This is a genomic window from Shewanella woodyi ATCC 51908 (assembly GCF_000019525.1).
GTDB lineage: Bacteria > Pseudomonadota > Gammaproteobacteria > Enterobacterales > Shewanellaceae > Shewanella > Shewanella woodyi.
In genome coordinates, this window is the sequence record NC_010506.1 from 782858 (window position 1) to 805072 (window position 22215).

General features: G+C 44.2%; 15 protein-coding genes. 5 read left to right on the top strand and 10 right to left on the bottom strand.

The genetic code is table 11. The annotated features are described in order from the left end of the window. Window positions 1-188 precede the first annotated feature (188 nt). Window positions 189-2513 carry a M4 family metallopeptidase gene (locus SWOO_RS02880; RefSeq protein WP_012323201.1) on the top strand — a complete coding sequence of 775 codons (2325 nt, stop codon included), beginning with the start codon at window positions 189-191 and terminating at the stop codon, window positions 2511-2513. 73 nt (window positions 2514-2586) lie between these two features. Here the strand turns inward: SWOO_RS02880 and SWOO_RS02885 are convergent, their stop codons facing one another. Together SWOO_RS02885 and SWOO_RS02890 are read right to left on the bottom strand one after the other, a co-directional pair. Continuing rightward, window positions 2587-2838: a DUF2999 family protein gene (locus SWOO_RS02885; protein ID WP_012323202.1), complete on the bottom strand. Its 252-nt coding sequence runs from the start codon at window positions 2836-2838 to the stop codon at window positions 2587-2589. A gap of 99 nt (window positions 2839-2937) precedes the next feature. Continuing rightward, window positions 2938-5259: a methyl-accepting chemotaxis protein gene (locus SWOO_RS02890; protein WP_012323203.1), complete on the bottom strand. Its 2322-nt coding sequence runs from the start codon at window positions 5257-5259 to the stop codon at window positions 2938-2940. Between the two features lie 358 nt (window positions 5260-5617). On the opposite strand from SWOO_RS02890, the gene mepA reads away from it, so the two are divergent. Continuing rightward, a complete protein-coding gene (gene mepA / locus SWOO_RS02895; protein ID WP_012323204.1) occupies window positions 5618-6454 on the top strand; it encodes a penicillin-insensitive murein endopeptidase in 837 nt (278 codons plus the stop codon). 12 nt (window positions 6455-6466) lie between these two features. Here mepA and SWOO_RS02900 read toward each other — a convergent pair whose 3' ends face one another. The 4 genes from SWOO_RS02900 to SWOO_RS02915 all read right to left on the bottom strand — a co-directional run bounded on the left by SWOO_RS02900 (window position 6467) and on the right by SWOO_RS02915 (window position 12874). Further along, window positions 6467-9028 carry a family 20 glycosylhydrolase gene (locus SWOO_RS02900; protein WP_012323205.1) on the bottom strand — a complete coding sequence of 854 codons (2562 nt, stop codon included), beginning with the start codon at window positions 9026-9028 and terminating at the stop codon, window positions 6467-6469. Between the two features lie 24 nt (window positions 9029-9052). After that, window positions 9053-9991, bottom strand: a complete 939-nt coding sequence (locus SWOO_RS02905) for an ROK family protein (RefSeq protein ID WP_012323206.1) — start codon at window positions 9989-9991, stop codon at window positions 9053-9055. Between the two features lie 83 nt (window positions 9992-10074). Next, a complete protein-coding gene (locus SWOO_RS02910; RefSeq protein ID WP_012323207.1) occupies window positions 10075-11352 on the bottom strand; it encodes an MFS transporter in 1278 nt (425 codons plus the stop codon). A 247-nt stretch (window positions 11353-11599) separates the two neighbouring features. After that, on the bottom strand, window positions 11600-12874 hold the full coding sequence (locus tag SWOO_RS02915; RefSeq protein WP_012323208.1) for a carbohydrate-binding protein: 1275 nt from the start codon (window positions 12872-12874) through the stop codon (window positions 11600-11602). 359 nt (window positions 12875-13233) lie between these two features. On the opposite strand from SWOO_RS02915, the gene SWOO_RS02920 reads away from it, so the two are divergent. Further along, complete coding sequence (locus tag SWOO_RS02920) at window positions 13234-14103, top strand: AraC family transcriptional regulator (RefSeq protein WP_012323209.1); 870 nt, start codon at window positions 13234-13236, stop codon at window positions 14101-14103. 331 nt (window positions 14104-14434) lie between these two features. Here SWOO_RS02920 and SWOO_RS02925 read toward each other — a convergent pair whose 3' ends face one another. From SWOO_RS02925 to SWOO_RS02940, 4 genes are all read right to left on the bottom strand, one after another. Next, window positions 14435-16750, bottom strand: a complete 2316-nt coding sequence (locus SWOO_RS02925) for an aminotransferase class V-fold PLP-dependent enzyme (protein WP_012323210.1) — start codon at window positions 16748-16750, stop codon at window positions 14435-14437. A gap of 445 nt (window positions 16751-17195) precedes the next feature. Further along, window positions 17196-18224 (bottom strand): M48 family metallopeptidase, encoded by a 1029-nt coding sequence (locus SWOO_RS02930; RefSeq protein ID WP_456154245.1) that lies wholly within the window; start codon window positions 18222-18224, stop codon window positions 17196-17198. Between the two features lie 9 nt (window positions 18225-18233). Continuing rightward, on the bottom strand, window positions 18234-19412 hold the full coding sequence (locus tag SWOO_RS02935) for a YjgN family protein (protein ID WP_012323212.1): 1179 nt from the start codon (window positions 19410-19412) through the stop codon (window positions 18234-18236). 211 nt (window positions 19413-19623) lie between these two features. Then, a complete protein-coding gene (locus tag SWOO_RS02940) occupies window positions 19624-20085 on the bottom strand; it encodes a YhcH/YjgK/YiaL family protein (RefSeq protein ID WP_012323213.1) in 462 nt (153 codons plus the stop codon). A gap of 130 nt (window positions 20086-20215) precedes the next feature. Here SWOO_RS02940 and SWOO_RS02945 point away from each other — a divergent pair, with 130 nt between their 5' ends. Further along, on the top strand, window positions 20216-21271 hold the full coding sequence (locus SWOO_RS02945; RefSeq protein ID WP_041417914.1) for an alpha/beta hydrolase: 1056 nt from the start codon (window positions 20216-20218) through the stop codon (window positions 21269-21271). 219 nt (window positions 21272-21490) lie between these two features. Further along, the gene (locus SWOO_RS02950; RefSeq protein WP_012323215.1) at window positions 21491-22066 is read left to right on the top strand and encodes an LON peptidase substrate-binding domain-containing protein; all 576 of its coding nucleotides are present in this window, start codon (window positions 21491-21493) and stop codon (window positions 22064-22066) included. The last annotated feature ends 149 nt before the right edge of the window (window positions 22067-22215 follow it).

The window sequence follows — 22215 nt, forward strand, 5'->3', positions numbered from 1 at the left end:
GATGTTTGCTTAAACTTGTAACAATTGATTTTCATTCTTGTTACTTGGTTAAAAGTGAAACCAATAATATCCGACCTCCAATGTTTCCAGTCTATTTTTTGCTGTGTCTGTTTGACCTGGATGTCTTCTGGTTAGCTGCGGTATTGAGTAGCCGACCCCCTAATTTTTAATAAAAATGGGCAAAAAGCATGATGCTAAATAATAAGATCTCATTAGTTTTCCTCGCTATTTCAGCGGCGTTAAGCTCTCAAGCCATGGCAGCGAATAGTGTCGATGTTTCAAAACTAAAAACTATTCACTCTAGTAACGATATCAACCGTGTTCTCCCCCTTGAGAAAGGCAGCGACTTTAAAGTCGCCAAAGAGGTAAAGCTGGGTAAGATGGGCGTTAAACAGCGTCTGCAGCAATACTTCTATGGTATTCCTGTATTTGGCTACTCCATCAGTTCAGATGTGTCATCCATGGGGATCTATTCTGACTTGAAAGGCAATATGTTGGGTAATATTGCCCAACCTGAGAGCTTTGTTAATGCCAAGCTCTCACCTCAACAAGCTATCGCAGCTTCAATAAAAGGCAAAAATGGGCTGGCAAAGAGTGCTAAGCGCCATAATGAACAAGCAGATCTTTGGGTATATCAAGATGATGCCCAGCAGCCGCGTTTAGTCTATATCACCTCCTATGTTGAATATGGTGACAAACCTACTCGCCCCTTTACTATTGTTGATGCTAAGACAGGTGCAGTGCTTAAGCGTTGGGATGGTTTAGCTCATGCTGAGGTGGGCACAGGACCTGGTGGTAATGTTAAAGTTGGTCAATATGAGTACGGGACTGACTTTGGTTACATGGATGTGATTGAAGATGGCGCGAGCTGTACCATGGACTCGGCAAATGTCAAAACTGTTAACCTAAACCATGGTACAAGCGGCAGCACTGCGTTTGAGTATGATTGCCCACGCAATACGGTGAAAGAGATTAACGGCGCTTATGCACCGCTCAATGATGCCCACTTCTTCGGTAATGTTATCTATAACATGTACAGTGATTGGTATGACACTGCGCCATTGACCTTTAAGCTTACCATGCGTGTACATTACGGTAATAACTATGAGAATGCCTTCTGGGATGGCTCTGCCATGACATTTGGTGACGGTGCTACTACCTTCCACCCATTAGTGAGTCTGGATGTATCAGCTCACGAGGTGAGTCATGGATTCACAGAGCAGAACTCTAATCTAGTGTACGCCAATCGCTCAGGTGGCATGAATGAAGCTTTCTCTGATATGGCCGGTGAAGCAGCTGAGTTCTTTATGCATGGCACTAACGATTGGTTAGTGGGTGCGGATATTTTCAAGGCTGATGGTGCTCTGCGTTATATGGAAGATCCAACGCTAGATGGTCGCTCTATTGGTGATGCCGCTGATTATTATGATGGAATGGATGTTCATTTTAGTTCAGGTGTCTTTAACAAGGCATTTTACACTCTAGCTAATACCGACGGTTGGAACACTCGCACCGCATTTCAGGTGATGGTGGTAGCTAACCAAGTTTACTGGACGGCCAATAGTCATTTCTGGGATGGCGCTTGTGGCGTTAAAAGTGCAGCTGAAGACCTAGGCTATAGCACTGCAGATGTTGAAGCTGCCTTCATGGCGGTGGGTGTTGAGGCTTGTGTAGAACCTGAGCCAGAGCCGATTCCTGAGCCTACAGTGCTAGAAAATGGGGTATCGATTGAGACCTCTGGTAATGCGGGTAGCAAAGCCTATTACACATTAGCAGTTCCTGGCGATGCGACAGAGCTGGGCTTCGTTACCTCTGGTGGAACGGGCGATGCAGATCTGTATGTGAGATTTGGTGAAGCGCCAACACTAGCAGATTATGATTGCCGTCCTTATGCCAATGGTAATGAGGAGTCTTGTCCTGTTGATACAGCGCAAGAGGGGACTTACTGGGTGATGTTACATGGCTACTCTGCTTATGATGGTATGTCACTTGTGGGGAGCTATGAAGGTACGGATGTACCGAATGAAGCACCTGTCGCTGGTTTTGATGCGAGCTTTAATTTAGGTCAGGCAAGCTTTACCAGCACAAGTAGTGACAGTGATGGCACTATTGTAGACTGGAGTTGGAACTTCGGTGATGGCGGAACTGGCAGTGGTGAAACAGCCTCTTACGAGTATGCGGCTTCTGGCAGTTATGATGTGAGCTTAACGGTAACCGATGATGATGGCGCAACCGCAGTTTCGACGCAGACCTTTGCTGTTGAAGTTGATGAGGTGACTGAGTTTGACCTAACGGTTAAAGCAGCGAATAAATCTCGTCGTGGCAGTATCCGTGTCAGACTTATCTGGGACAGTGTAGGCTCTTTCACTGTTTTCCGTGATGGTGTTGAGGTAGGCACTACCAATAACAGTAGTTACATAGATCGCTTTAGAGACGCTGATGGTACAAGCTTCAGCTATCAGGTATGTGGTGCTAATGGAAGCTGCTCAGATGTTGAAGTGGTGAACTTTTAGTTCGACATGAACTGATACTAAGCAACTGAAAAGGCCATCGAACTCTCGATGGCCTTTTTGTTAGCGCTCAAGGCTAGTTTTGCAGTTGTGCCTTAGCCGCTTCTACTTTGGAGAAGTCTAAACCTAGCTCATCAACGGCTTCTTTAATTAACGCAGGGTTTTGCATCACAAGCGCCATCAGTTGCTGTAGTTTTTCTGGTTGGATCCCTAGCTGTCCAATCATGCCCATAGCCATCATAGGGTTGTCTGTCATCGCCTGAAATAGCTGGTTAATTTGCGCATCACTTACATTATGCTCTTTTAAGATCGCCAGAATTGGGTTCATTGCACTGCCTTGTATGGGGTTATAGTTAAACTTATCTCAATTCTATCACTCATCGAGTCAAATGGTAGTTTTTGCATATAGCCTAAGTGTTAGAGAGTATTAAACCGTAAATTTTGCGATAGAGAAATCCAGCTGTTCAGCCATCTTACGCAGATTGTCGCTCATGTTTGCCTGTTGCTCACTGCCAGTGGCGGTTTGAGATGCGACAACACTAATGTTAGTGATGGAGCGTAAGATCTCCTCCGTTGCTACGCTCTGCTGCTCCATCGCGGTGGCTATCATAGTGCTGATATCTTCAATATTCATAGTTGAGCGAGTGATCTCCTCCAGAGCTGCTCCAGCTTTCTCTGCTTGCTTAAGGCTCTGAGCGCTTTGATCTTTCCCTATTAACATCGCTTCGTTTGCATCTGTGACACTGGTATTGAGCTTGGCAACGACATCGCGAATATCTTCGGTTGAGCTTTGTACTCGGCTGGCTAGGCTACGAACTTCATCGGCGACAACAGAGAATCCACGGCCATGGTCGCCCGCTCGTGCGGCTTCGATGGCAGCATTGAGGGCAAGAAGGTTGGTCTGCTCTGCCATATCGTTGATGATATTTAGTAGACTAGTGATCTGTTGGGACTGGTTGACTACTTGGGTAAGAGCGATCGATGCAACACCCACTTGGGTTGACAGCTCTGTCATCATGGAGATGGTGTGCTTAACTTCGACCTTACCTATTTCGGCTTTAGACTCTGCACCATGGACAGCATCCAGCGCCTGTTGAGTGTTGTGTGAAACCTCTTTAATGGTGACTGACATTTCGGCCATTGCGGCGGCCATAACATCTGAATTGCTCTGCTGGTCGATGGCGCCACTACTGGCTTGCTGTGTAATAACAGATAGCGAGTTGGCGGTATCCGATAGTGCCTTAGTGTTGTCTGCTACATCACTGATAACCGTTTGGATTTTACTGACGAATCCATTAAATCCTACAGCCAGACGACCTGTTTCATCTCGCCTCGTTGAGTCGATACGCTGAGTCAGATCACCGCCCGCTTCGGCTATCTGATTAAGTGAGTTCACCACAGTGTTAATGGGTTTGGTTATCTGCCCTGCGACTACCCAACCGATAAGGCTGGAGGCGCTGACTAAAAGAAGAATAATCACCAAGGACCAGGTAGTGATATTGGTCGCGAGCACAGATTGTGAGGCAAATGCTTCGGCGACATCAATTTCACTGAGGATGGCGAGCTCTACCCCCTCTATATCCAGTGGCGCATAGGCAGAGAGTACCTCAACATTTCGATAGTCAGGAAATATTGCAAAGCCATGCTCTCCAGCAAGTGCAGCTCTTACTCCTGGGCTATCGACTTTCTGTAGGCCAATGCTGGTATTTTTAGTGTCTATGGCATTTACCTCTTTTGGGCTTACACCAGATGAGGATAGTGCGGCTAAATAGGCTGGCTTGTCTTCAAGCAGGAAACGGCTAACTGATTGCATCTTTTGGCTTTCATCGATGAGGTAGGCTTCACCTGAGTCACCCAGTCCCGACGATGCCCAGTTGTGATTAAAGGTCATAATGGCATTGATCTCGTCAATGGGGGCTTGAAAGATCAATACTCCTATTTTTTGAGTATCTTGATAGATAGGTGAGGCGATAAATGCTGCGGGTCCCATGTAAGAGGGCAGGTAAGGTTTAAAATTTGAAATGACGGTAAGATCTCTGTTGCCTGCTCTGTTGGCAGCTCTAAAAGCCTCTGCAATACCGCTATCGGCATAGGGGCCATCAATTAGTGAAGTGGCGAAATCTAACTCTTTAAAAACGGAGTAGACAATATTGCCAGTCGTATCATCGATAAGAAAAATATCGTAGTAGGAGAACTTTTGTAAAAAGTCACTGATATGGGGGTGGTACTCTTGGTGGAGCTGGCTATATTGGCTGCCATCTCCCGCATTAAGCAGTTTATCTTTCTCGCCGAGAGGGTTGGGGTTAAAAGCGATATAACTCTGCTGCAGGGCGAGCGCCTGTGGAGATAAGCTTGTTAGTAAACGCTCAGTATTGATTCTCTCTTTTGGGTTAAGTCTATCAAACTGTCTGCCAAACTCTTGCTGGTAATAGCGCTGGAGCTCCTGAGGCTGGCGTCCATCTTCCGTTAGTTGCGGAAAATCTTTGTAGGCCTGCTTAAACTCCTCCATGGCGGTGATGATCATGCGATCGTTGGAGAGGGTTTGTACCTGCCGTTTAAGAGTTGAATAGTAACGCTCTATCTGATCTTTCTTGATATCACGGATTGAGGTTAGGTGATTTTCTGCTTGCTCATGAATAATCTCCTGCCCCATCTTATAGGCGATGAGTCCGACAGAGATGCAAGCAATAATAAGAAAAGAGGCTGTGATAGTACCAAACAATAGGGAGAGCTTTGCGCGGATTTGCATAGTAACTTCCTTGTATTAAATCATCCATTTAGCCGTTTTTCTAAACAGCATCAAATTGAGTTTAGGTGTTATTGGCTAGATCGCAATGACAATAATTGCTATTTACAAATGTAAGTGAAACAAAATTTGCACTGAGGTTTAAGTCTGTTTGAACTGATTTATCTAATTATTTTAAATGGATTTATTGTATGAAACCACTTGTGTAAGTAAGTGCTTACATTGTGTGCTGTTGCCAACATGAATCTCTGGGCTCTTTATTATGTTGCTGAACTGGCTTGCTAGACTTAGCTTATAAAACATCGTAGTTTGAATAAGCTAACTGATTAATCTTTTTGACCCTATTATCCCTGGATCTGCCATGGCTAAATATCTACTTCTCCTGTGCGTCTTGTATCTGATTTTGGGTTTTGCTGCATCGGCTAACCCTTGGGCGCGAGTGGAGCAGCCCTTTACTGGAAGTTCTGATGCGATCGGTAGTTACTCCAATGGTTGCTTATCTGGCGGAGTAGGGCTGGCGAGTGAGGGAGAGGGGTTTCAGGTGATCCGCACTTCACGCAAAAGATACTATGGTCATGCAGATCTGGTGAACTTTATTAATGAGTATGCTGCAACACTTAAGCAAGCTGGTTTAGATGATCTGCTTATCGGTGATATGTCTATGCCTAGAGGCGGTCATTTTACTTCTGGACATAGAAGTCATCAGATAGGTCTAGATGTGGATATCTGGTTACGTCAGGCCAATAGGAAATTGACCGCGCAAGAGATTGAAAATCCTAAGAAGTTGGATGTTGTTAATCGAAAAGCCTTTAAGGTGAATGCAAACTGGTCCGGTGCACATGGGGTGATGATACGCCTAGCGGCATTAGATAAGCGAGTTGCCCGTATTTTTGTCCACCCAGTGATTAAACAGCAACTGTGTAGCCAAGCGGAGCAGGGGAGTTCTTGGTTACAGAAAGTGCGCCCTTGGTGGGGGCACTCATCTCATATGCATATTAGACTCAAGTGTCCTGATAATAGTCAACTGTGTGAGGGGCAAGACCTGCCACCTGAGGGGGATGGCTGTGATGAGCTTAGCTGGTGGCAGGAGCAGATGAGTGCGCCGAAAAAAGTGAACAATAGTGAAAAGAAACCTAAACCCAAACCTAAAAAGAGGAAACCCATGCAGTGTACCCCTCTGTTAGGTTCAGGTCTGTGAATATACTGATTATTACAGGGTCAGTGCTCTGCCTTTTCGGCTCAAGTCTTGACTCATGGCTCTTATTTTTAGAGGCTTTGTCACCTCATCATTGACTTGGTATGGCAACCATTCACCTGACTTTTCTTGATACTCTACAGGGATCCCTGGAAATATTGTTTTAATGGTTAGCTTGCCGTTTTTGAACTTAGCTCCGACAGTGGGAATACGGTAAAACACCCCCGCTTTTTCCAATTTGAGCAGCTCTTTACGCCCTAAAACGGATGCAAACCTCTGCCAGTCCTGCTCTCTTGCGTATATCGCATCTTCGGTAAAATGTTTAGAGTCGCTGGAGTAAACTTTACCTGAGTGATCATAGTCGAGCTCCCACTGAGCTTTATGCCACGCACGTTCAGCTAGCGCTAATAGCCGGGGGAAAAGCATATATTGAGCTTGTCTATCACTGCGCAGCATCTCACTCCAAAGGTGGCCTTGAAGGCCTTGGTATTTTACCCCTGACCTTAATGGATTGGTGGTATCGTCTGAGCGGTATGCCTGATTGTTTATGTCGGTCCAAATTTCAGCGTGGGCTGGTAGGTTATCGGGCATAAACTCGAATACCTTTCTACTGCTGATATTTCTGGCTGCCCAGTGGTTTCCAGGCTCTTGTGGATGCGCTTCATAGGGAAAGTCGAAGTAGGTGACCTCGGGTGTTGAGATGATGGTATCCCAATCATAATTAGCTTGTTTATGGGTGGCGATATGGCCTTGGCTATAGAGTTGTGACCAGGAGTTGGTTTGCACCGACTTGGGCATCTTATCAGGGCGAGTTTCACCCATGCCATCGTTCCAACCCGCCACTTTTATCTGCTTTTTAGCTAGCATGGCTGAAACCCGCTCAATAAAGTAGCCATTTAAACTATGTAATCCTGCTATCTGTTCGCTGAAGTTACTGCGTAACTGATCGCAAGCTGGTGAGTCTACCCAAGCTCCTGCAGTCTCATCAGCTCCGATATGGTAGGTGGTTAATGGCGTGCCTGCCTGTAGATGCAACTGCTGAACCTCATCGATAACCTTGTCGATAAAGAGGTAGGTACTGTCTAAGCAGACGTTCAGTGTGTTGTCTTTGTAGTGCTGTATTGAGCTGTATTGGGTTTTATCTTCAGGTTCAACGAGTCGATAGCGTTCAGCGGCTTTTAGGTCACCTTTGGCTAAATAGTGACGGTATCTTGCTTCCATAGAGTGAATGGCTGCGCGGCTGTGCCCTGGCATATCTAAGGATGGGATCACTTGAATATGGCGGGCGTTGGCATAAGCCAAAATTTCAAGGTAATCATCGACGCTGTAATAGCCGTCACTCTGACTACTGCCACTGATATCGCTACCAAGTTGAGGGAGCAAGCAGTCATCAGGTGCATTAAAGCAGCGTCTCGATCCAACCTTTGTTAGTTCGGCCAAACCTGGGATCTCAAGACGCCAACCTTCATCATCGGCAAGGTGTAGATGCAGTTTATTTAATTTATATGCTGCCATCTGATCCAGTGTGCTTAAGATAAAATCTTTAGAGAGGAAGTTACGGGCGACATCGATATGTAGGCCCCTAAATGAATATCTGGGTTGGTCCTCTATTGCTAAATAGGGCAGGGTTAAATTCTGTGTGTCTATTAGTCCTGCCAGCGAGATGAGTCCATAGAAGGCACCTACCTGACTATGGGCGGCTATCTGTATTCCCTGCGCGTCTATGGTTAGCCTGTAGTGTTCAAGATGCGCGCCTTTTTCAGGAGATAGATTAACAGATACAGCTAGTCCGTTAGGGGTCTGTGCTACCCCTAACAGCTTTAATCTATTGATTGCTGGGGTGAGTGACTGCTTACTTATTCCTTTTGTTTTAAGCACGATCCCCTTAGTTAGATCCACTTGAGACAGCTTATCTGTGATGATAAGTGATTGTGGTTGAGGGATAAGTTGGGCACTAATATCGATCGTTTCAGATACCGATTGAGTTTGTTGATAGAGGAGGGCGGAGTCGGCCCACTGGGTATTATCACTTTTATTGACCCTGAACTGTTTCTGTTTATCGGTAAACGGCTCAAGGTATGGCTGGAGCTCTAAGCCGGTTTCAGGGTCGAGTTTAGTTTTAGTGCTGTCGATAACCTGAGCTTCACCTCCTTGAGTGTGAACGAAGAAGTTAGGCATAAACTCTGCGCGGGTTATCTGGCTTCCTTGACTATAGAAGGTGAGTGAGTATTCAGCGTTGGGAGCAAAGGTATTGAACTCTCCCGTGGGTGTGATGCGGTGAAGATCGCCATTAATATGCTCAATATCGAATTGGGAAGACTCATTGACTATCACAGGAGTGAGCTGGCTAAAGTAGATATTCCAATCAGTTAAGTTTAACTGCTCTTTAGTGGTTAAGCGGATACGAGAGTAGTAACATTTTTTCAGCTCTTGAGGGCAAAGTTCAGGTGAAGCATTCAAAAGCTCATAGCTAACTTGAAGATGCTTGGCAAAGTCAGTGACTTGAGCTTGCTGGCTCTGTGCTGCGGCATGAGCAGATGACATCGCCAGTAGGCTTACCATTAAGGTCCTTCTCATATCTGTCTTCCTTTTTTATTGTTTTTAAGAGGGTTGAGGTGATGTTAGGTATGACTCAGCTGAGACCTCTCTAGAGTTAACTATTTGGGCTGTGACCTCTGTTTTTTTATTCTGTTTACATTGATTAAGGTAAAGTTGGGCTGCACCTAACAGGGCTGTATCTCTATTGGACGATGGGATTATTTTAAGGTTTTCGATTACCTTGTTATAGGGAAAATCTGCAAGCCCTAGCCATAGCTCCTCTTTAAAGAGATCGAATGAGTGAGCGACAGAACCGCCAATCACGATCACCTGAGGGTCAAGAATAAGCAGTAGATGGCTGATAGCGTGAGCTAAGTGACGACCAAATTGAGAGTAGGCTTCAATAGCGTAAGCTTCACCTGACCTTGCCTTTACTGCCAGATCAGTGCCTGAAGCTCCTATATGTAGATCGAAGAAGCGCCCTGAGCAGTATTCATCAATAGTCGAAGTGAGATAACAGACCTCTCCAATTTCGCCTGCGCTACAGTTATGACCTTGATAAAGCTCATTATTAATAATATATCCTGCGCCTACACCTGTGCCAAGGCATAAACCTATGATGTCATCATAACCTTGCCCTGCACCGAATCTATGTTCGCCTGCGGTGAAACAGTTAACGTCATTATTGATATAGACATCTAAATGATAACGCCGCTGAAGCGCACTTTTGAGATCAAACTCTTTCCATGCGGGTATATTAACGGCGTCATAAACCACCCCTAGCTGAGTATCGACAATACAAGGTACACCAATGCAGATAGCGGTTGTACTTTGAATTAAAAAACCATCAATGCAGTTAATAATAAAACACTCAATTTCACTCAAACTTGCATTAGCGCAAAACTTGAATGATCGTGAATCCTCTATTACACCGTTAACATAACGGCCTGCATTGATTTTGGTGCCACCAATATCAAGGGTGACAAGTGAAGGAAAACTCATATTAAACCTAGACGTTATTCTGATTTTTTAATTACAGATTAATTAAGATGGTTATCTATTTTTATTAAAACTATTGTGACTTATTAATTACTTGTTTGAATCGTTTCCTCCTTTCTGTTTTTAAATAGGTTAATCGTTTTATTATTGATGAGTGGTTTCGCCCAGAATCCAACACTCAAAATATAAAATAGAGTGATGTAAACAACGACCATGCCCAGACGAAGGTCACCAGATATGTCGGCGATTGCCCCTACCATAGGTGAAGCAAGGCCACCGCCAATAATGCCAGTACAGAGAATACCTGCTACAGAGCCATGATGTTTGGGGACTGAGTTTAGTGCCAATGAGAAGATGACTGACCACATGACTGAAAGGAAAAATCCAACCATAGGAAAGGCCATTAATGCGACCTCTTTACTGCCAAATAATCCGGCCGTTAGGGAGATGATGGCGCTGACAGAGAAGAGTTTGAGCACGAGTCTGCTGTCTAAAAACTTAACCAGTATTAGCCCGAGCACACACCCTAGTGTCAGCATCAACCAGAACTGGCTTAATACAGCTGTTCCTTGGGTTACTGGATCTAATCCGTGCTGCTGTTGCAGGAAGATGGAGATGAAGTTAGCAACTCCTTGTTCTGTTCCCACATAGGCGGCGATGGCAAGAAAGAATAGGACAATTTTCTTATCTTTAAATAGTGATACATATACTTTTACTGCACCGATGGACTCCGCTTCATTACGCTCAACCTTAGGGAATTTAAGCAAGGTGATAAGCATTAACATCATTAATGAGATAAGTGCAAATATCCAATACATGGAGACCCAAGTCATATTTGCGGGGACGAGTGCTTGCAGGGTGCTGACCATGGCACTGCTTGTGTTAGGTTCGTCGATGGCAAGCACCACCTTGCTGTAGACCAGTGGGCTAAGAGCACCGGCTGCCCCAAAGAGAAGTTGGGCTGATACTGAGTAGAAAGCGAAATGCTCCTCACCACCAACAACTCGTAATAGTGGGTTGATGGCTACCTGTAACATCGCCATGCCTGTACCTATGAGAAACAGAGAGAGCATCGCCATATAGAAGTTCGGTGATATTCCAAACAGTAGTGAGCCTAAGGCTGCCATGAGAAAAGCCAGAAAGAGCACTGGCTTTTCACTGAACTTGTCGACTAACATCCCAGATGGGATAGACATCACCCCGTATGCTGCAAAGAAGGAGAAGGGCAGGAATCCTGCGAGTGCTAGACTTAAATTAAAGTCGGCTATCAAAGAGGGAAATAGGGGGCCGAGTATATTGGTAATAAAAGACACCACGAAGAATGTCAGTAAAACTAAGGCCAGAATCAGCTTGTTCTTATTCATCTTTCAGCATCCTTTGCTGTATCAAATATCTGATTTATATTGCCTGTCTTTTATCACTATAGAGATACTAAACTATCAAATAGTGATACTTTTCAACCGCCCTTGTTTTTATTGTTATCTTCATGATAGGAAAGAGTTTTTAATTCTAGGTTAAAGAGGTAAAGGATGTAAAAAGGCCAGAGATTTAATCTCTGGCCTTTCGGTGATAAGCAATTCTTACACTAGATAGGTAAGTTTACTGGTTCAATTAGTTTGCTAAGAACAGTGTATCGCTAACATCTGGTGCCCAAAGAGTTTGAGATACATGGTCAGCAATTACAGTATATGTCTGCCCCATATAAGTGACGCTCTCGCCAGCTTGATAACTAACATTTTCAGTCCAAACTGAGCTTGGTGTGCTCTTTAACCATAGGTTTGAGCTGGCTGTTGGTGCCCAGTTATTTTGGGATGTATGGGCAGAAACCGCCTTAAATACAGCATTATTGTAGGTAACATAGTCACCCTCTTGGTAGCTAGTTTCGCTTAACCATTGTGGTGCATAGTTATCCATAGTATCGAATTGATAACCTGCAGCCAGTGCAAGCTCAATAAACTTAGCCAGTTTTGGTAGGTTCAAGGTTGCACCTTGGCCACGCTTAGCATCTTCGAACAGGAAGTCATGGGTTAAGATAATAACCTTATCTGCGTGCAGAGCATCACCACATGGGAAGGTTTGTGTCTTTGAGTTAACGGGGTTGATGGTTACCGGTGCACAGGCATTAAGTGCTGCATCAACATAACCGAGAAAGGCTTCGGCTTCTGTTAGGCTGTTCGCTGGGTATGGGATCCCCCAGTTTTCAGGTGCCCAGTCGAGATCCCAACCATGGATAAGATAACCTTTATCAGCAAGGATATTTGATACCTCAACACCTGCTTTTGAACTGTTTGATGGATTTTCAGCATCACAAACATAACCAGGCTCCCAAGGCTTAAAGTCATCAGAGGTCGCACACAGGCCATCCCCTTTTAGCTCACCGCTTGAGCGCCAGCCATTAGTGTATGGTAGGCGAGCTAGGCTAGCTGCTTTATAGTTAGGGTAGCTTTGAATGTTTGGTATGTAAGACTCTAAAACAGTGAGGTTTTCACTGAACATAGAGGCATCATATACAGGATCTTGATAGGAGTTAATTTGATGATCACCAGTGGCATTACACTCAGCGCCACTTGTTGGGCCAAACTCCTCGACACAGTTATGTACCATATGGTCATAACTGTGGTTAGCTACCACATGTCCGCTTTTTAATGTTTGAATTAGTGCAGAAAGAGCCTGATCTTCGTTTTCATCAGCGATGCCATCTAAGTGCCAAGCATTGATATAGAAAGTCGCTTTAATACCTGCATTATCTAAGGTGTCAATGAGTGCTGGAGTTGCATTCATCGGGCCATCATCGAATGTTAAGTAGATGGTTTTATCACTGGCTTGTGCATATGAAATAGAGGCAAGAGCTAGTGATAGTGCGCAGGTTAGAGTTGTTAATTTCACTGTTATTTCCTTGTGTTATCAGAGGTAAAAAATGATATTTTCAATTATTTTTATAATTGTGTTTTTATTAGTGTGGTTAATTTAATCTTTGTTTTTTAACTCTGGTTATACGATTCAACTCCCTTAATATATTATTCTATCCATTTGATTTTATAACTTGATTGTCTAGTCAGTAGTGATATCTACTTTATATATATAAATATCCAGTTATAAACAACTGCTATTATTTGTATTCTGCCTTTATAAGGATAAAGTCTAGTTATATTTAAAATGAATATATTGTAAAAAGGTCTAATACACTTAACTACTAAGCGGGTTAGACTTTTCTAAATTGAGCATTAATAAACGGACTTATTTTAATGAAACCTATGTGCGAGAAAGTGATCCCTTCGAGTAACAGCTCATGGCGTTTTGTTAAGTACCAACTCCCCAATATTGACTTTAATTGGCACTACCATCCTGAGTATGAGATCTGTTTGACCTTAAACAGCCAAGGTTTGAGGTATATTGGCGATCATATTGAGGAGTATTCAGAGCCAGATCTGGTCTTTGTTGGTCCCCATATGCCCCACACTTGGCACTCAAGTATCAATGAGGATGAGTCTACACAAATAGTCTATGTCGCTCAGATCCCTAAACTTTGGCTAGATGGGCAAGTGGCTGAACACCCTGAAATGCAGGGTTTAGAGGAGATGTTAGAGCGCTCCTCAAGGGGGATTTTTTATAGCCCAGAGAGTACGGAAAAAGCCCTAAGTTTGTTTCAGCAGATGGAAAGCGCCGATCCCTTTAGCCGTTATATTCTGCTAATGAATTTACTCAATGTGATGCTCAAAGACGCTCAATCTAAGCTGTTATCCAGCCGATTCTTTACCTACGGTGATAAGACAGATTCAGGGATCGATAAACTAGATAGGGTTATTGAGTATATCTACGGTAACTTTGATAGGGGGCTTTATGCTGATGAATTAGCTGCTATTGCGCATATGAGTACCAACCATTTTCATCGATTCTTTAAAAAGCGTACCGAACGTACTTTAACTGAATTTATCAATCAGTTGAGGATAGGTAAGGCATGTAAGTTACTCATTAACTCAAACCATCCAATCTCTGTAATTAGCGATCAATGTGGTTTTAATAACATCTCCAATTTCAATCGTCAGTTTCTTTCGATAAAGGGCAGTACACCGAGTCGATTTAGAAAAAGCCTCAGGCTTAAGCATGCGCAATAAGAAAAATAAAAAAGAAGCACTAGGCCTCTTTTTATTTAGTTTCTGTTTGTATTTATACCCAAACAACTTCAAGGTGCAGGATTCAGCATGTCGAGAAGTGACAGAGTTCAAGGCATGAAATAGTAGGACTAGTTATTCTAATTCAATATTTCATAACACAGAAAAATGTTGCTTCTCGCCTTGCCCTTTGGGAGTTCCCGTAGAATCCCTGCACTGCGTTAGTGATATCAACAAGGGAATAACCATTATCCTCAATCACTGCCTTGTTCAGCTATCCTACGGGAGCTCTGAAACGAGCATCTTGAGGTAGCTTGGGTATAAGCTATGGGGATTAGCTGCTTAACGCATAACCGCCCTTTAGGTGAGCGACATTCGTAAAGCCAAGTCGATACATGGCTTGAGCCGCAACCATAGAGCGACTGCCACTGCGGCACACAAGCACCCACTCTGACTCTTTCTCCATCTGATGCTCCTGAATGAATTGCACCAGACGTGTCATCGGAATATTAAGGCCTGTATTTAAGCTGTTTTCAGTACTACTCTGCTCGCTCACTGTATCTAGTTTATGTTGCAGTGCATACTCATGGGGTTCACGAATATCAAGAATCTTCACATCACTGGAAACTGTCAGTCTCTGTTTGAGACTATCGCTACTGTACTCCTTAATTTGAGCTTTATCGCAGTCACCATAGTAGGCTCCACATAGGATCTCAGTGCCTGTCTCATCATTTAGATTTGAGTCTAGATCAGCTTTTCTTGCTGCAAACTGGGATTGGTTAATTGAACCCGTAAGTACTGATTGAAGCAGGCAATTGCGCACCACTTCAGCTGAGAGCGTGGTAGTAAATTCGTTATTGTAGTCATGACTGGCGCATAGCAAGGTTTGCTGGCCAATTAAGCGGTTTATCTGTTTTAGGCTATGGTACATGTCGATTGAGCTGCTGGAGGCGAAGTTAGTTCGGCCTAGGCTACCCATTAAGATGGTGTCCCCACAAAAAGCATAGCGGGTACTGGTGATTAAATTCATTGGATCTGAGCTTAATAACAGGCTGATGCTGTCATCGGTGTGGCCAGGTGTCGGCACCTTGACTAAAAAGAGCTCCCCTATAGTAAGCACACTAAATGATTCATCACCAACGGCTACTTTTTTTGTGTTGGTTGGCCAGCCAAGAACGTCGCTTTGTTGAGTGCTAAGGTACTTATTGGCTAATGCAACTCGTCCAGAGATATGATCGGCATGACCGTGTGTATCTAAGATGGCGACAGGGGTTAACTGCTGACATTGCAGCAGAGTATCGATACGTTTCTCAAGTTCAGGAAGTGGGTCGATAACCAGCGCCTGTTTACTCTTCATATCGGCATAGACCCAGGTACAGCTAGAGCCGGAGCGCAGTTGCACTAAACCATTGAGTGGGGTTTTATCTTGTGTTTGCTCTGTGTCATCGAGCATTAAACAGCTATTGGTGAGTGCTTTGGCCGCTGAGCGGATCCTTGCACAAGCACTATCAACCTCCTCTTGGGTCATAGCGGGACCAAAGGAGAGACGAATAGCGGATTCACTCTGCCAAACAGGTAAACCCATGGCGTCGAGAACAAAGCTTCGCGTGACTTTAGAGCTGCAGGCAGAGCCTGAACTGACACGGATATTTGCAGCGTCAAACAGGTCCATAATCTCTTTGCTGCTAAATCCTGGAACGGCGAAGTTCAGTGTGGTGGGGACACTATTATTAAATTGGTGGTTAAAGACAATATCGGGAAACGCTTGCGATAGGCTGTGACTTAGCTGTCGACGATAATCGTTCAGTGTATTGAGATCGTAAAAAGTCGTGTTATCTGTGTCGAGCAGCATCTGGAATATCACATTAAGGGCTGCCATACCTGGCAGGTTTTCAGTGCCTGAGCGCAGTCCGCTCTCCTGACCACCGCCTGCAATGAAGGGAGTAAAGGGCGCACCTTCACGTATATAGATAAAACCAATTCCCTTAGGTGCATAGAGTTTATGTCCACTAAATGGCGCGTAATCTATGCTGGTTTTGGCTAAGTTAAGTGGGCGTTTTCCCAGAGCCTGAACACAATCGACTAACCAAAATACCTTAGAGTTTCCCTCCCTTATGCACTGCTCAAGTTGCTGTAGATCTTGATAGACACCGGTCTCATTATTGACCGCCATGGTGCAGATCATTAATGCATTGCCGACCTCTTTTTGAATAAATTCAAGATCTAGTTTGCCAAACTGATCCACTGGGATCGCTTTAATTTCGGCGTTGATCCCTAAGATCTCATTCCAGTGAGCCAAGGAGTTAGGAACGGCTTTATGCTCAGTTGAGCCATATAGAATGCTATATTTTTTCCCTTTTTTAATCTGAGTCTTGGCTTTTATCAGACCAGACAATATTCCGGTTTGGATCCCCTCAGTAGCGCCACTGGTAAAGATAAGCTTGCCCTCTCCTGTGCCTAACAGTGTTTTGGCACGCTGACGGGTCTGCTCCATTAAGTTCTTCGCTTTGAGCCCAGTTATGTGACTACTGCTGGGATTGCCGAAGAGATCTTGCATGGCATCCATTGCAGCTTGTGCGGCTTGAGGGAGAACCGGAGTGGTCGCATTCGCATCGAGGTAGATCTGACTTAAGTTTGTTGTCTGGCTCATAGGGGGCTCTTATTTTTATCTCTGTTACCCACATATAACATAAGGGTATAACTAATTTCTTTTAGTTATATTAGCAGTTCTAAAGGAATGATCAAGATCACATTTAGTCTGCTCACGTTTAGTCAATGGAACGGGAAAAAGGGCATAGAAAGTTCTATGCCCTTTTAAATGGGGATCTATACCAATCAGTATAAAGATTTGATCGCTCAGCGAGAGTTTAGCGGTTCTGAGGTAAGGCAACGAGTGAAGAGCATATTTATTCTACGGTCAAGCTCGTTAACACAGCATCAGAGTCGCTAAAACTCGCCTGTAAGGAGTGTTTTTGGCTGCCTATTTCTGCGTTGAATGAACTCACAAGGGAATAACCATTCCATCATCCACTCGCTTTGAATTAGTTTGCCAAAAACATTCTGAGTAGATCAACTTCTTATATTGATTGGTATTATTAATGGGAAGGTTTATAGCTTCTTAAGGTGTCTACTCGTTCGCTTAACGCTGGGTGAGTACTGCTCCAACTGGGTAGATCAACCGCTTGTTGCTCTTGTAGCTTTTCAAACAGATCCGCAAGAGGCGCTGCACTTTGAAGCCGTGAATAGAGCTGGTGCGCGGCAAAATTATCCGCTTCGTTCTCATGTATTCTCGAATAGGTTAGGCCCCCTCCTAATACTGCGATACTGGCTAGAGTATCGGATATACCGCTACTGTCACCGATAACCATAGCAGCAGTAATGGAGAGGATGGCTGTTTGTACCATATTCGTCATCACATGATTGTGGTGCACATGGCCCAGTTCGTGGAGTATGACCCCTTCGAGCTCCATCTTTTCGTTTGCTAATTTGACCATAGCATCGGTTAAAATAATGGTGCCGTCGGCGAGTGCAAAAGCATTTGCTCCACCGTCTGCATATCTGAACTCTATTTTAGGACGATGCTTGAATTCGACGCCTTGGTTACTGAGTTTCTCTATTAGGAGATCAAACCTTTGGCGCAGCTTCTGCCGTTCTTGCAACTCAAGTTTAGACTCTTCAAAGCCCATCTTATTAAGCATGGTTAGTCCTTGATCACCTAATTCAGTTGAGAGTTCGACAGGCAGCTGGTTGGCAATAAACTTAGCTGCTTTCGGCACCCCATAAACATAGAGCCCATAAGCGGTTAATAGGGTGATAATCGAGGCCAGAAAGATAAGTAGCAAGTTACGCTCAAGCTTAACTAAAAGTGGCGTTTTACAGTGGCTGTTTAACCAGCTATTGAGCTTGTTTCCGTCACTGCTGATAAATACCCAGCCAGTTGAGAAGGTGATACTTCTGGGCATTGAACCTATGGCATCTGAGAGCGTGACCTCCTCCAGCTGACATTGGTGCTGGTGGGCCTCGCTTTTTAAGATAAGGTAGCCGTTACTCCCTAGGGTAAGCTCGGCCGCATGCTTTGTGGAGTTTTGGGGCGCCATTAGGTGCCCCTTTATGGTTTCGTTCATCTGACTGTATTATATGATGTTTAGGTTGATATCGAAGGCATCGACCATCTCATCGGCAATGGCGTTATTGGTTTCCTGATTATGATCTCGTACAGACATTAGAGCCAGATCGCCTTCGACTTGAGTAATACTTGCCATGTATTGAGCGCGTCTGATATCAGTCCATGCACGACCTAAACCGAAAGTGAAGACCACTATCAGTAGATTGGTGATGATCAGCGACAGATAACCGCCTAATGTCATATTGGACACCAGTTGTAACTTGTCATCTATTTGAGTTTTGCTAAAGAGATAGTTACGGATGCGAGTTTTGATAAATGCCGCGATAACAAAGCCGATAAAGAACATGTAGATATAGCCAATGAAAAGGGCGAAAAATGATGACGCTTGGTTAGTTGGATCGAGCGGTTCACCTGAAAAAAGGGAAGCGATAGTATCAAACATTCCAAAACCTAAAATGATAAGAAAGCCGAGAATCATGGATCCCAGAAATAGAGCCCCTGCGAGTGCGGCAATTTTTGCGTACTCACCCATGTCTAATTCAGCACTAAATTGCTTACCACCATATCGGTAACCGTTGACGACATAGCTTGCCATTCCCGTCATTACCCAGGCATAACCAAAGACTCCAGTTAAGGTAAAGAGCAGTATGCCGCCAATCACAGCAATGGCTGGATTGCTCTCCATTAGTAGAGCACTAAATCCCATTGAGCTTCCAATGATGATGGCGTAGGCGGCTAATGGTTTGGCTAAGATGTTAAGGTAAGCGCCTGAGTAGCTGCCTTCAAAATTAAAACGCACATTTCTAAAGCGTGTGATCCTAGCATCGAAGCGGATATTTCTTACCGATAGATAGGGGATAGCTAAGGTGAGCAGTGCACCACAAGCTATAGCGGCAACTGGGTGAACGCCAGACAAGATGGTCCATGCTATTAGCGCGACAACAGCGATGATACGCCCGATTAGTATCTGCATAGGTTTAGCAAGATACTCAAAGCGATCGCCATCTAGCTCAGTATTACCGTAAAAGTAGTTATTGGTTCTGACTTTCGCCCAGGCGGAGTAGATGCCAAAGGTGACGATAGTCAGTAGGATGTTAACTATCCATATCCCGAAGAATTCTGTGGCGTTACCGTGGAAATTAAAGGAGTGCTGTGTATTGGATAGATCTGTGTTGGTCCGGGTCATGATTTTTCCTTCCATTGGAATAAGCGTCTATTAGAGACGATATGAGGAAAGATATCAAACAATGGAGTTAACTCACAGATGAAATTCACTTAGGCCAAACCTTTGAGAGGAGATTGGCCTAGTGTTTAGTTTTGCTAATTTTAGGGGGATAGATCTTGTTTGATCTTTTGGAGCCATTTATGCCACTGAGGATACTCTGTGACCATGACGTTTAGACTTTCACTTTTATCACGACTTTGCGCACCTGAGTTGGGGTCGCACTTGTGCCTGGCATATGCATATCTTGGGGAAAGAAGATAGCAAACATCCCAGCTTTAAAGGGGATAAAAGCAGCGTCATCTTTATTGCTCTCGTAGTCAAACTCCGCATAATCATGTTTAGCAAAGTAGGGGCGAGAGGGAGTTTGATCCGCGAGTGGAAGGTAGCCAAACTCCTCCTCACCACTAACGACGAACTGCACATCAATATACTCTTGGTGTACTTCAAAAGGCTCCACTTCTTTGGGCTTAGTCTCATAATCGTTAACGATGACGAAAATATCTTTACCCTCGAGCTCATAACTTCCCACTTCAAGCTGGGTGAAGTCGGTTTCGGTAAGATGGGCTAACGCTTTCGTCAATCTTGGCGTTAGGTGGGAGTACAGGTTTGCGTTGCTTAACGTATCGAGGATCATAATCGGCTCAATAGGGGTAGATAGTAGAGGGAGTGTAACCTTGTCGCTGTTTGGCGTAAACCAGTTGGTTTGCTATATTGCCGAGGCTTATGAAGCAAATTGATAATTAATTAAGATAGGGATGTTCGCTTTGCCTGCATTACGCTTCCTTGCTGGTTCTACCGCATACAAAACAATTGCCGAAAATGGTTTGAAAGCCGACCTGTTTACTCAAGTGCTAGCGGCATCTGGAGGGCCGAAATGGATCGGTATCGCAGGTTTAGATAGGTATCTCTTTGGAGAGTTCTTTAAGGGAAGAACTGCCCCGTTGCATACCTTGGGGGCATCATCAGGTGCTTGGCGTCTGGCTTGTTTGGGTCAGGCAGATCCTTTAAGTGCCTATTCCCGTCTGGAGGAGCTCTACATAGAGCAAAGATACGACACTAAACCAACTCCGGTTCAGGTATCGACTCAGGTTAAGGGGATCATTGAGGGGCTTTTGGGTCAAAGTGGAGCTCAGGAGTTGATATCCCATCCGGTTATTAAGACTCACTTATTAGCGTGTCGTGGTCGTCATTTGAATCGTATAGCTGGTCGATTACCATTAAGCTTAGGTTTGGCAGCAACAGCAGCGACTAACCTTGCAAGTCGTCGTAGTCTAGGTTTGCACTTTGAACGCTTTGTTTTTAGTGGTCAGCATGATGACTCTCCATTTAACCAGCTTAAGGATCTTCCCAGCCAGCAGGTTAAGTTGACCTTAGATAATCTTCATAACGTCCTGTTAGCGACAGGCTCTATTCCTTGGGTATTGGCACCTGTTACCGATATCCATGGGGCGCCTAAGGGGCACTATTATGATGGTGGGATAACAGATTACCACTTCGATCTGCCTCTTTCCCATGCAGATGGACTCACCCTTTATCCTCATTTTTACCCGAATATGACACCGGGGTGGTTTGATAAATCTCTGCCTTGGCGCAAGGCAAATAAAAATTACCATAATGCACTTGTACTAGCACCGACGTCAGAGTTTCTCGCATCACTTCCCTATGGAAAGTTACCGGATCGCAGCGATTTTAAACATCTCTCTAGTGATGAAAGAATAGCGTATTGGCAGCAAGCTCTTGCTATGAGTCATCGATTAGCTGATGAGTTAAGTCTTGTAATTTCAAAGGGTAACATTATGGAGTACCTAGAGCATTTTTAAGCTGAATTGAGGCTGTTGCAACAAAATCCCACTTTAACTTGTCTAATAGAAAACAGTACAAAAAATAAACTTTCAGTCTTTTGTACTGTTTTCTATCTGGGCCAAGCATGCTAGAAGCAGTTAACTGCTACACTTTAAGATTATCAGCTCTTTATTTTGACTAATCAGCTAAAGCTAGTTCTTTCTAGCAGTTACCGACCCTAAGTGGAGGAGGTTACTATGAGAACACAGGAGATGGCGTTAATCACGCGGGACGCTTTACTGTTGCCCGATGGTAGACTTGAGCTGAGATTAGTAAGCCCCAATCACTTAAAGATGATTGCCGATGTATATAAAGGTAAATACCCCTTAGCATTTGGCATGTTAAAAGCTAATGGCAACCCTCCCTGTTACTCCAGTGTCACTCAATGTGAGATCATCGACTTTAATCAGCTAGACGATAACAGTTTGAGTATTGTACTTGAGGGTAAGCAGAGGGTAAAAATCTTGTCTGCGGCTCGACAGAGAAGTGGTGTGTGGATGGCAAGAACACTACCATCTTGCAACTGGAGTGAGGAGCCGATTCAGGGAGAGTTTGAGTTGATAAGCGCGGCATTAGAGCAGTTTTATGAGGTCAATCCAGATCTATTTGAGCTCTACTCTAATGTGCATTTAGAGGATGCTTCTTGGGTCAGCCAACGTTGGCTTGAGGTGCTGCCACTTTACAACAAAGATAAGTTGAAGCTAATGAATCAACCTGATTGTCATCAGACCATGGAGTTTGTTTTAGAGTTAATCAAATCACATGCAGATTAACTAGACTAAGGTGATAATCAGGCCCTGTTTACGAGCCTATGTCGTTATCTAGAGCCTATTTCTACTGCTCTATTATGGGCCTTATTCGCAGTGTCCAGCGTTTATAATTCTGTTAAAATACACTTCTCACTTTTTAATAGTTAACTCTC

Bases quoted from the DNA above. Each gene is read 5' to 3' on its own strand.
- SWOO_RS02885 (WP_012323202.1), bottom strand. From the start codon at position 2,838: ATGAACCCAATTCTGGCGATCTTAAAAGAGCATAATGTAAGTGATGCG.
- SWOO_RS02905 (WP_012323206.1), bottom strand. From the start codon at position 9,991: ATGAGTTTTCCTTCACTTGTCACCCTTGATATTGGTGGCACCAAAATC.
- SWOO_RS02925 (WP_012323210.1), bottom strand. From the start codon at position 16,750: ATGAGCCAGACAACAAACTTAAGTCAGATCTACCTCGATGCGAATGCG.
- SWOO_RS02950 (WP_012323215.1), top strand. From the start codon at position 21,491: ATGAGAACACAGGAGATGGCGTTAATCACGCGGGACGCTTTACTGTTG.
- SWOO_RS02900 (WP_012323205.1), bottom strand. From the start codon at position 9,028: ATGAGAAGGACCTTAATGGTAAGCCTACTGGCGATGTCATCTGCTCAT.
- SWOO_RS02935 (WP_012323212.1), bottom strand. From the start codon at position 19,412: ATGACCCGGACCAACACAGATCTATCCAATACACAGCACTCCTTTAAT.
- SWOO_RS02880 (WP_012323201.1), top strand. From the start codon at position 189: ATGATGCTAAATAATAAGATCTCATTAGTTTTCCTCGCTATTTCAGCG.
- SWOO_RS02910 (WP_012323207.1), bottom strand. From the start codon at position 11,352: ATGAATAAGAACAAGCTGATTCTGGCCTTAGTTTTACTGACATTCTTC.
- SWOO_RS02940 (WP_012323213.1), bottom strand. From the start codon at position 20,085: ATGATCCTCGATACGTTAAGCAACGCAAACCTGTACTCCCACCTAACG.
- mepA (WP_012323204.1), top strand. From the start codon at position 5,618: ATGGCTAAATATCTACTTCTCCTGTGCGTCTTGTATCTGATTTTGGGT.
- SWOO_RS02930 (WP_456154245.1), bottom strand. From the start codon at position 18,224: ATGAACGAAACCATAAAGGGGCACCTAATGGCGCCCCAAAACTCCACA.
- SWOO_RS02890 (WP_012323203.1), bottom strand. From the start codon at position 5,259: ATGCAAATCCGCGCAAAGCTCTCCCTATTGTTTGGTACTATCACAGCC.
- SWOO_RS02920 (WP_012323209.1), top strand. From the start codon at position 13,234: ATGAAACCTATGTGCGAGAAAGTGATCCCTTCGAGTAACAGCTCATGG.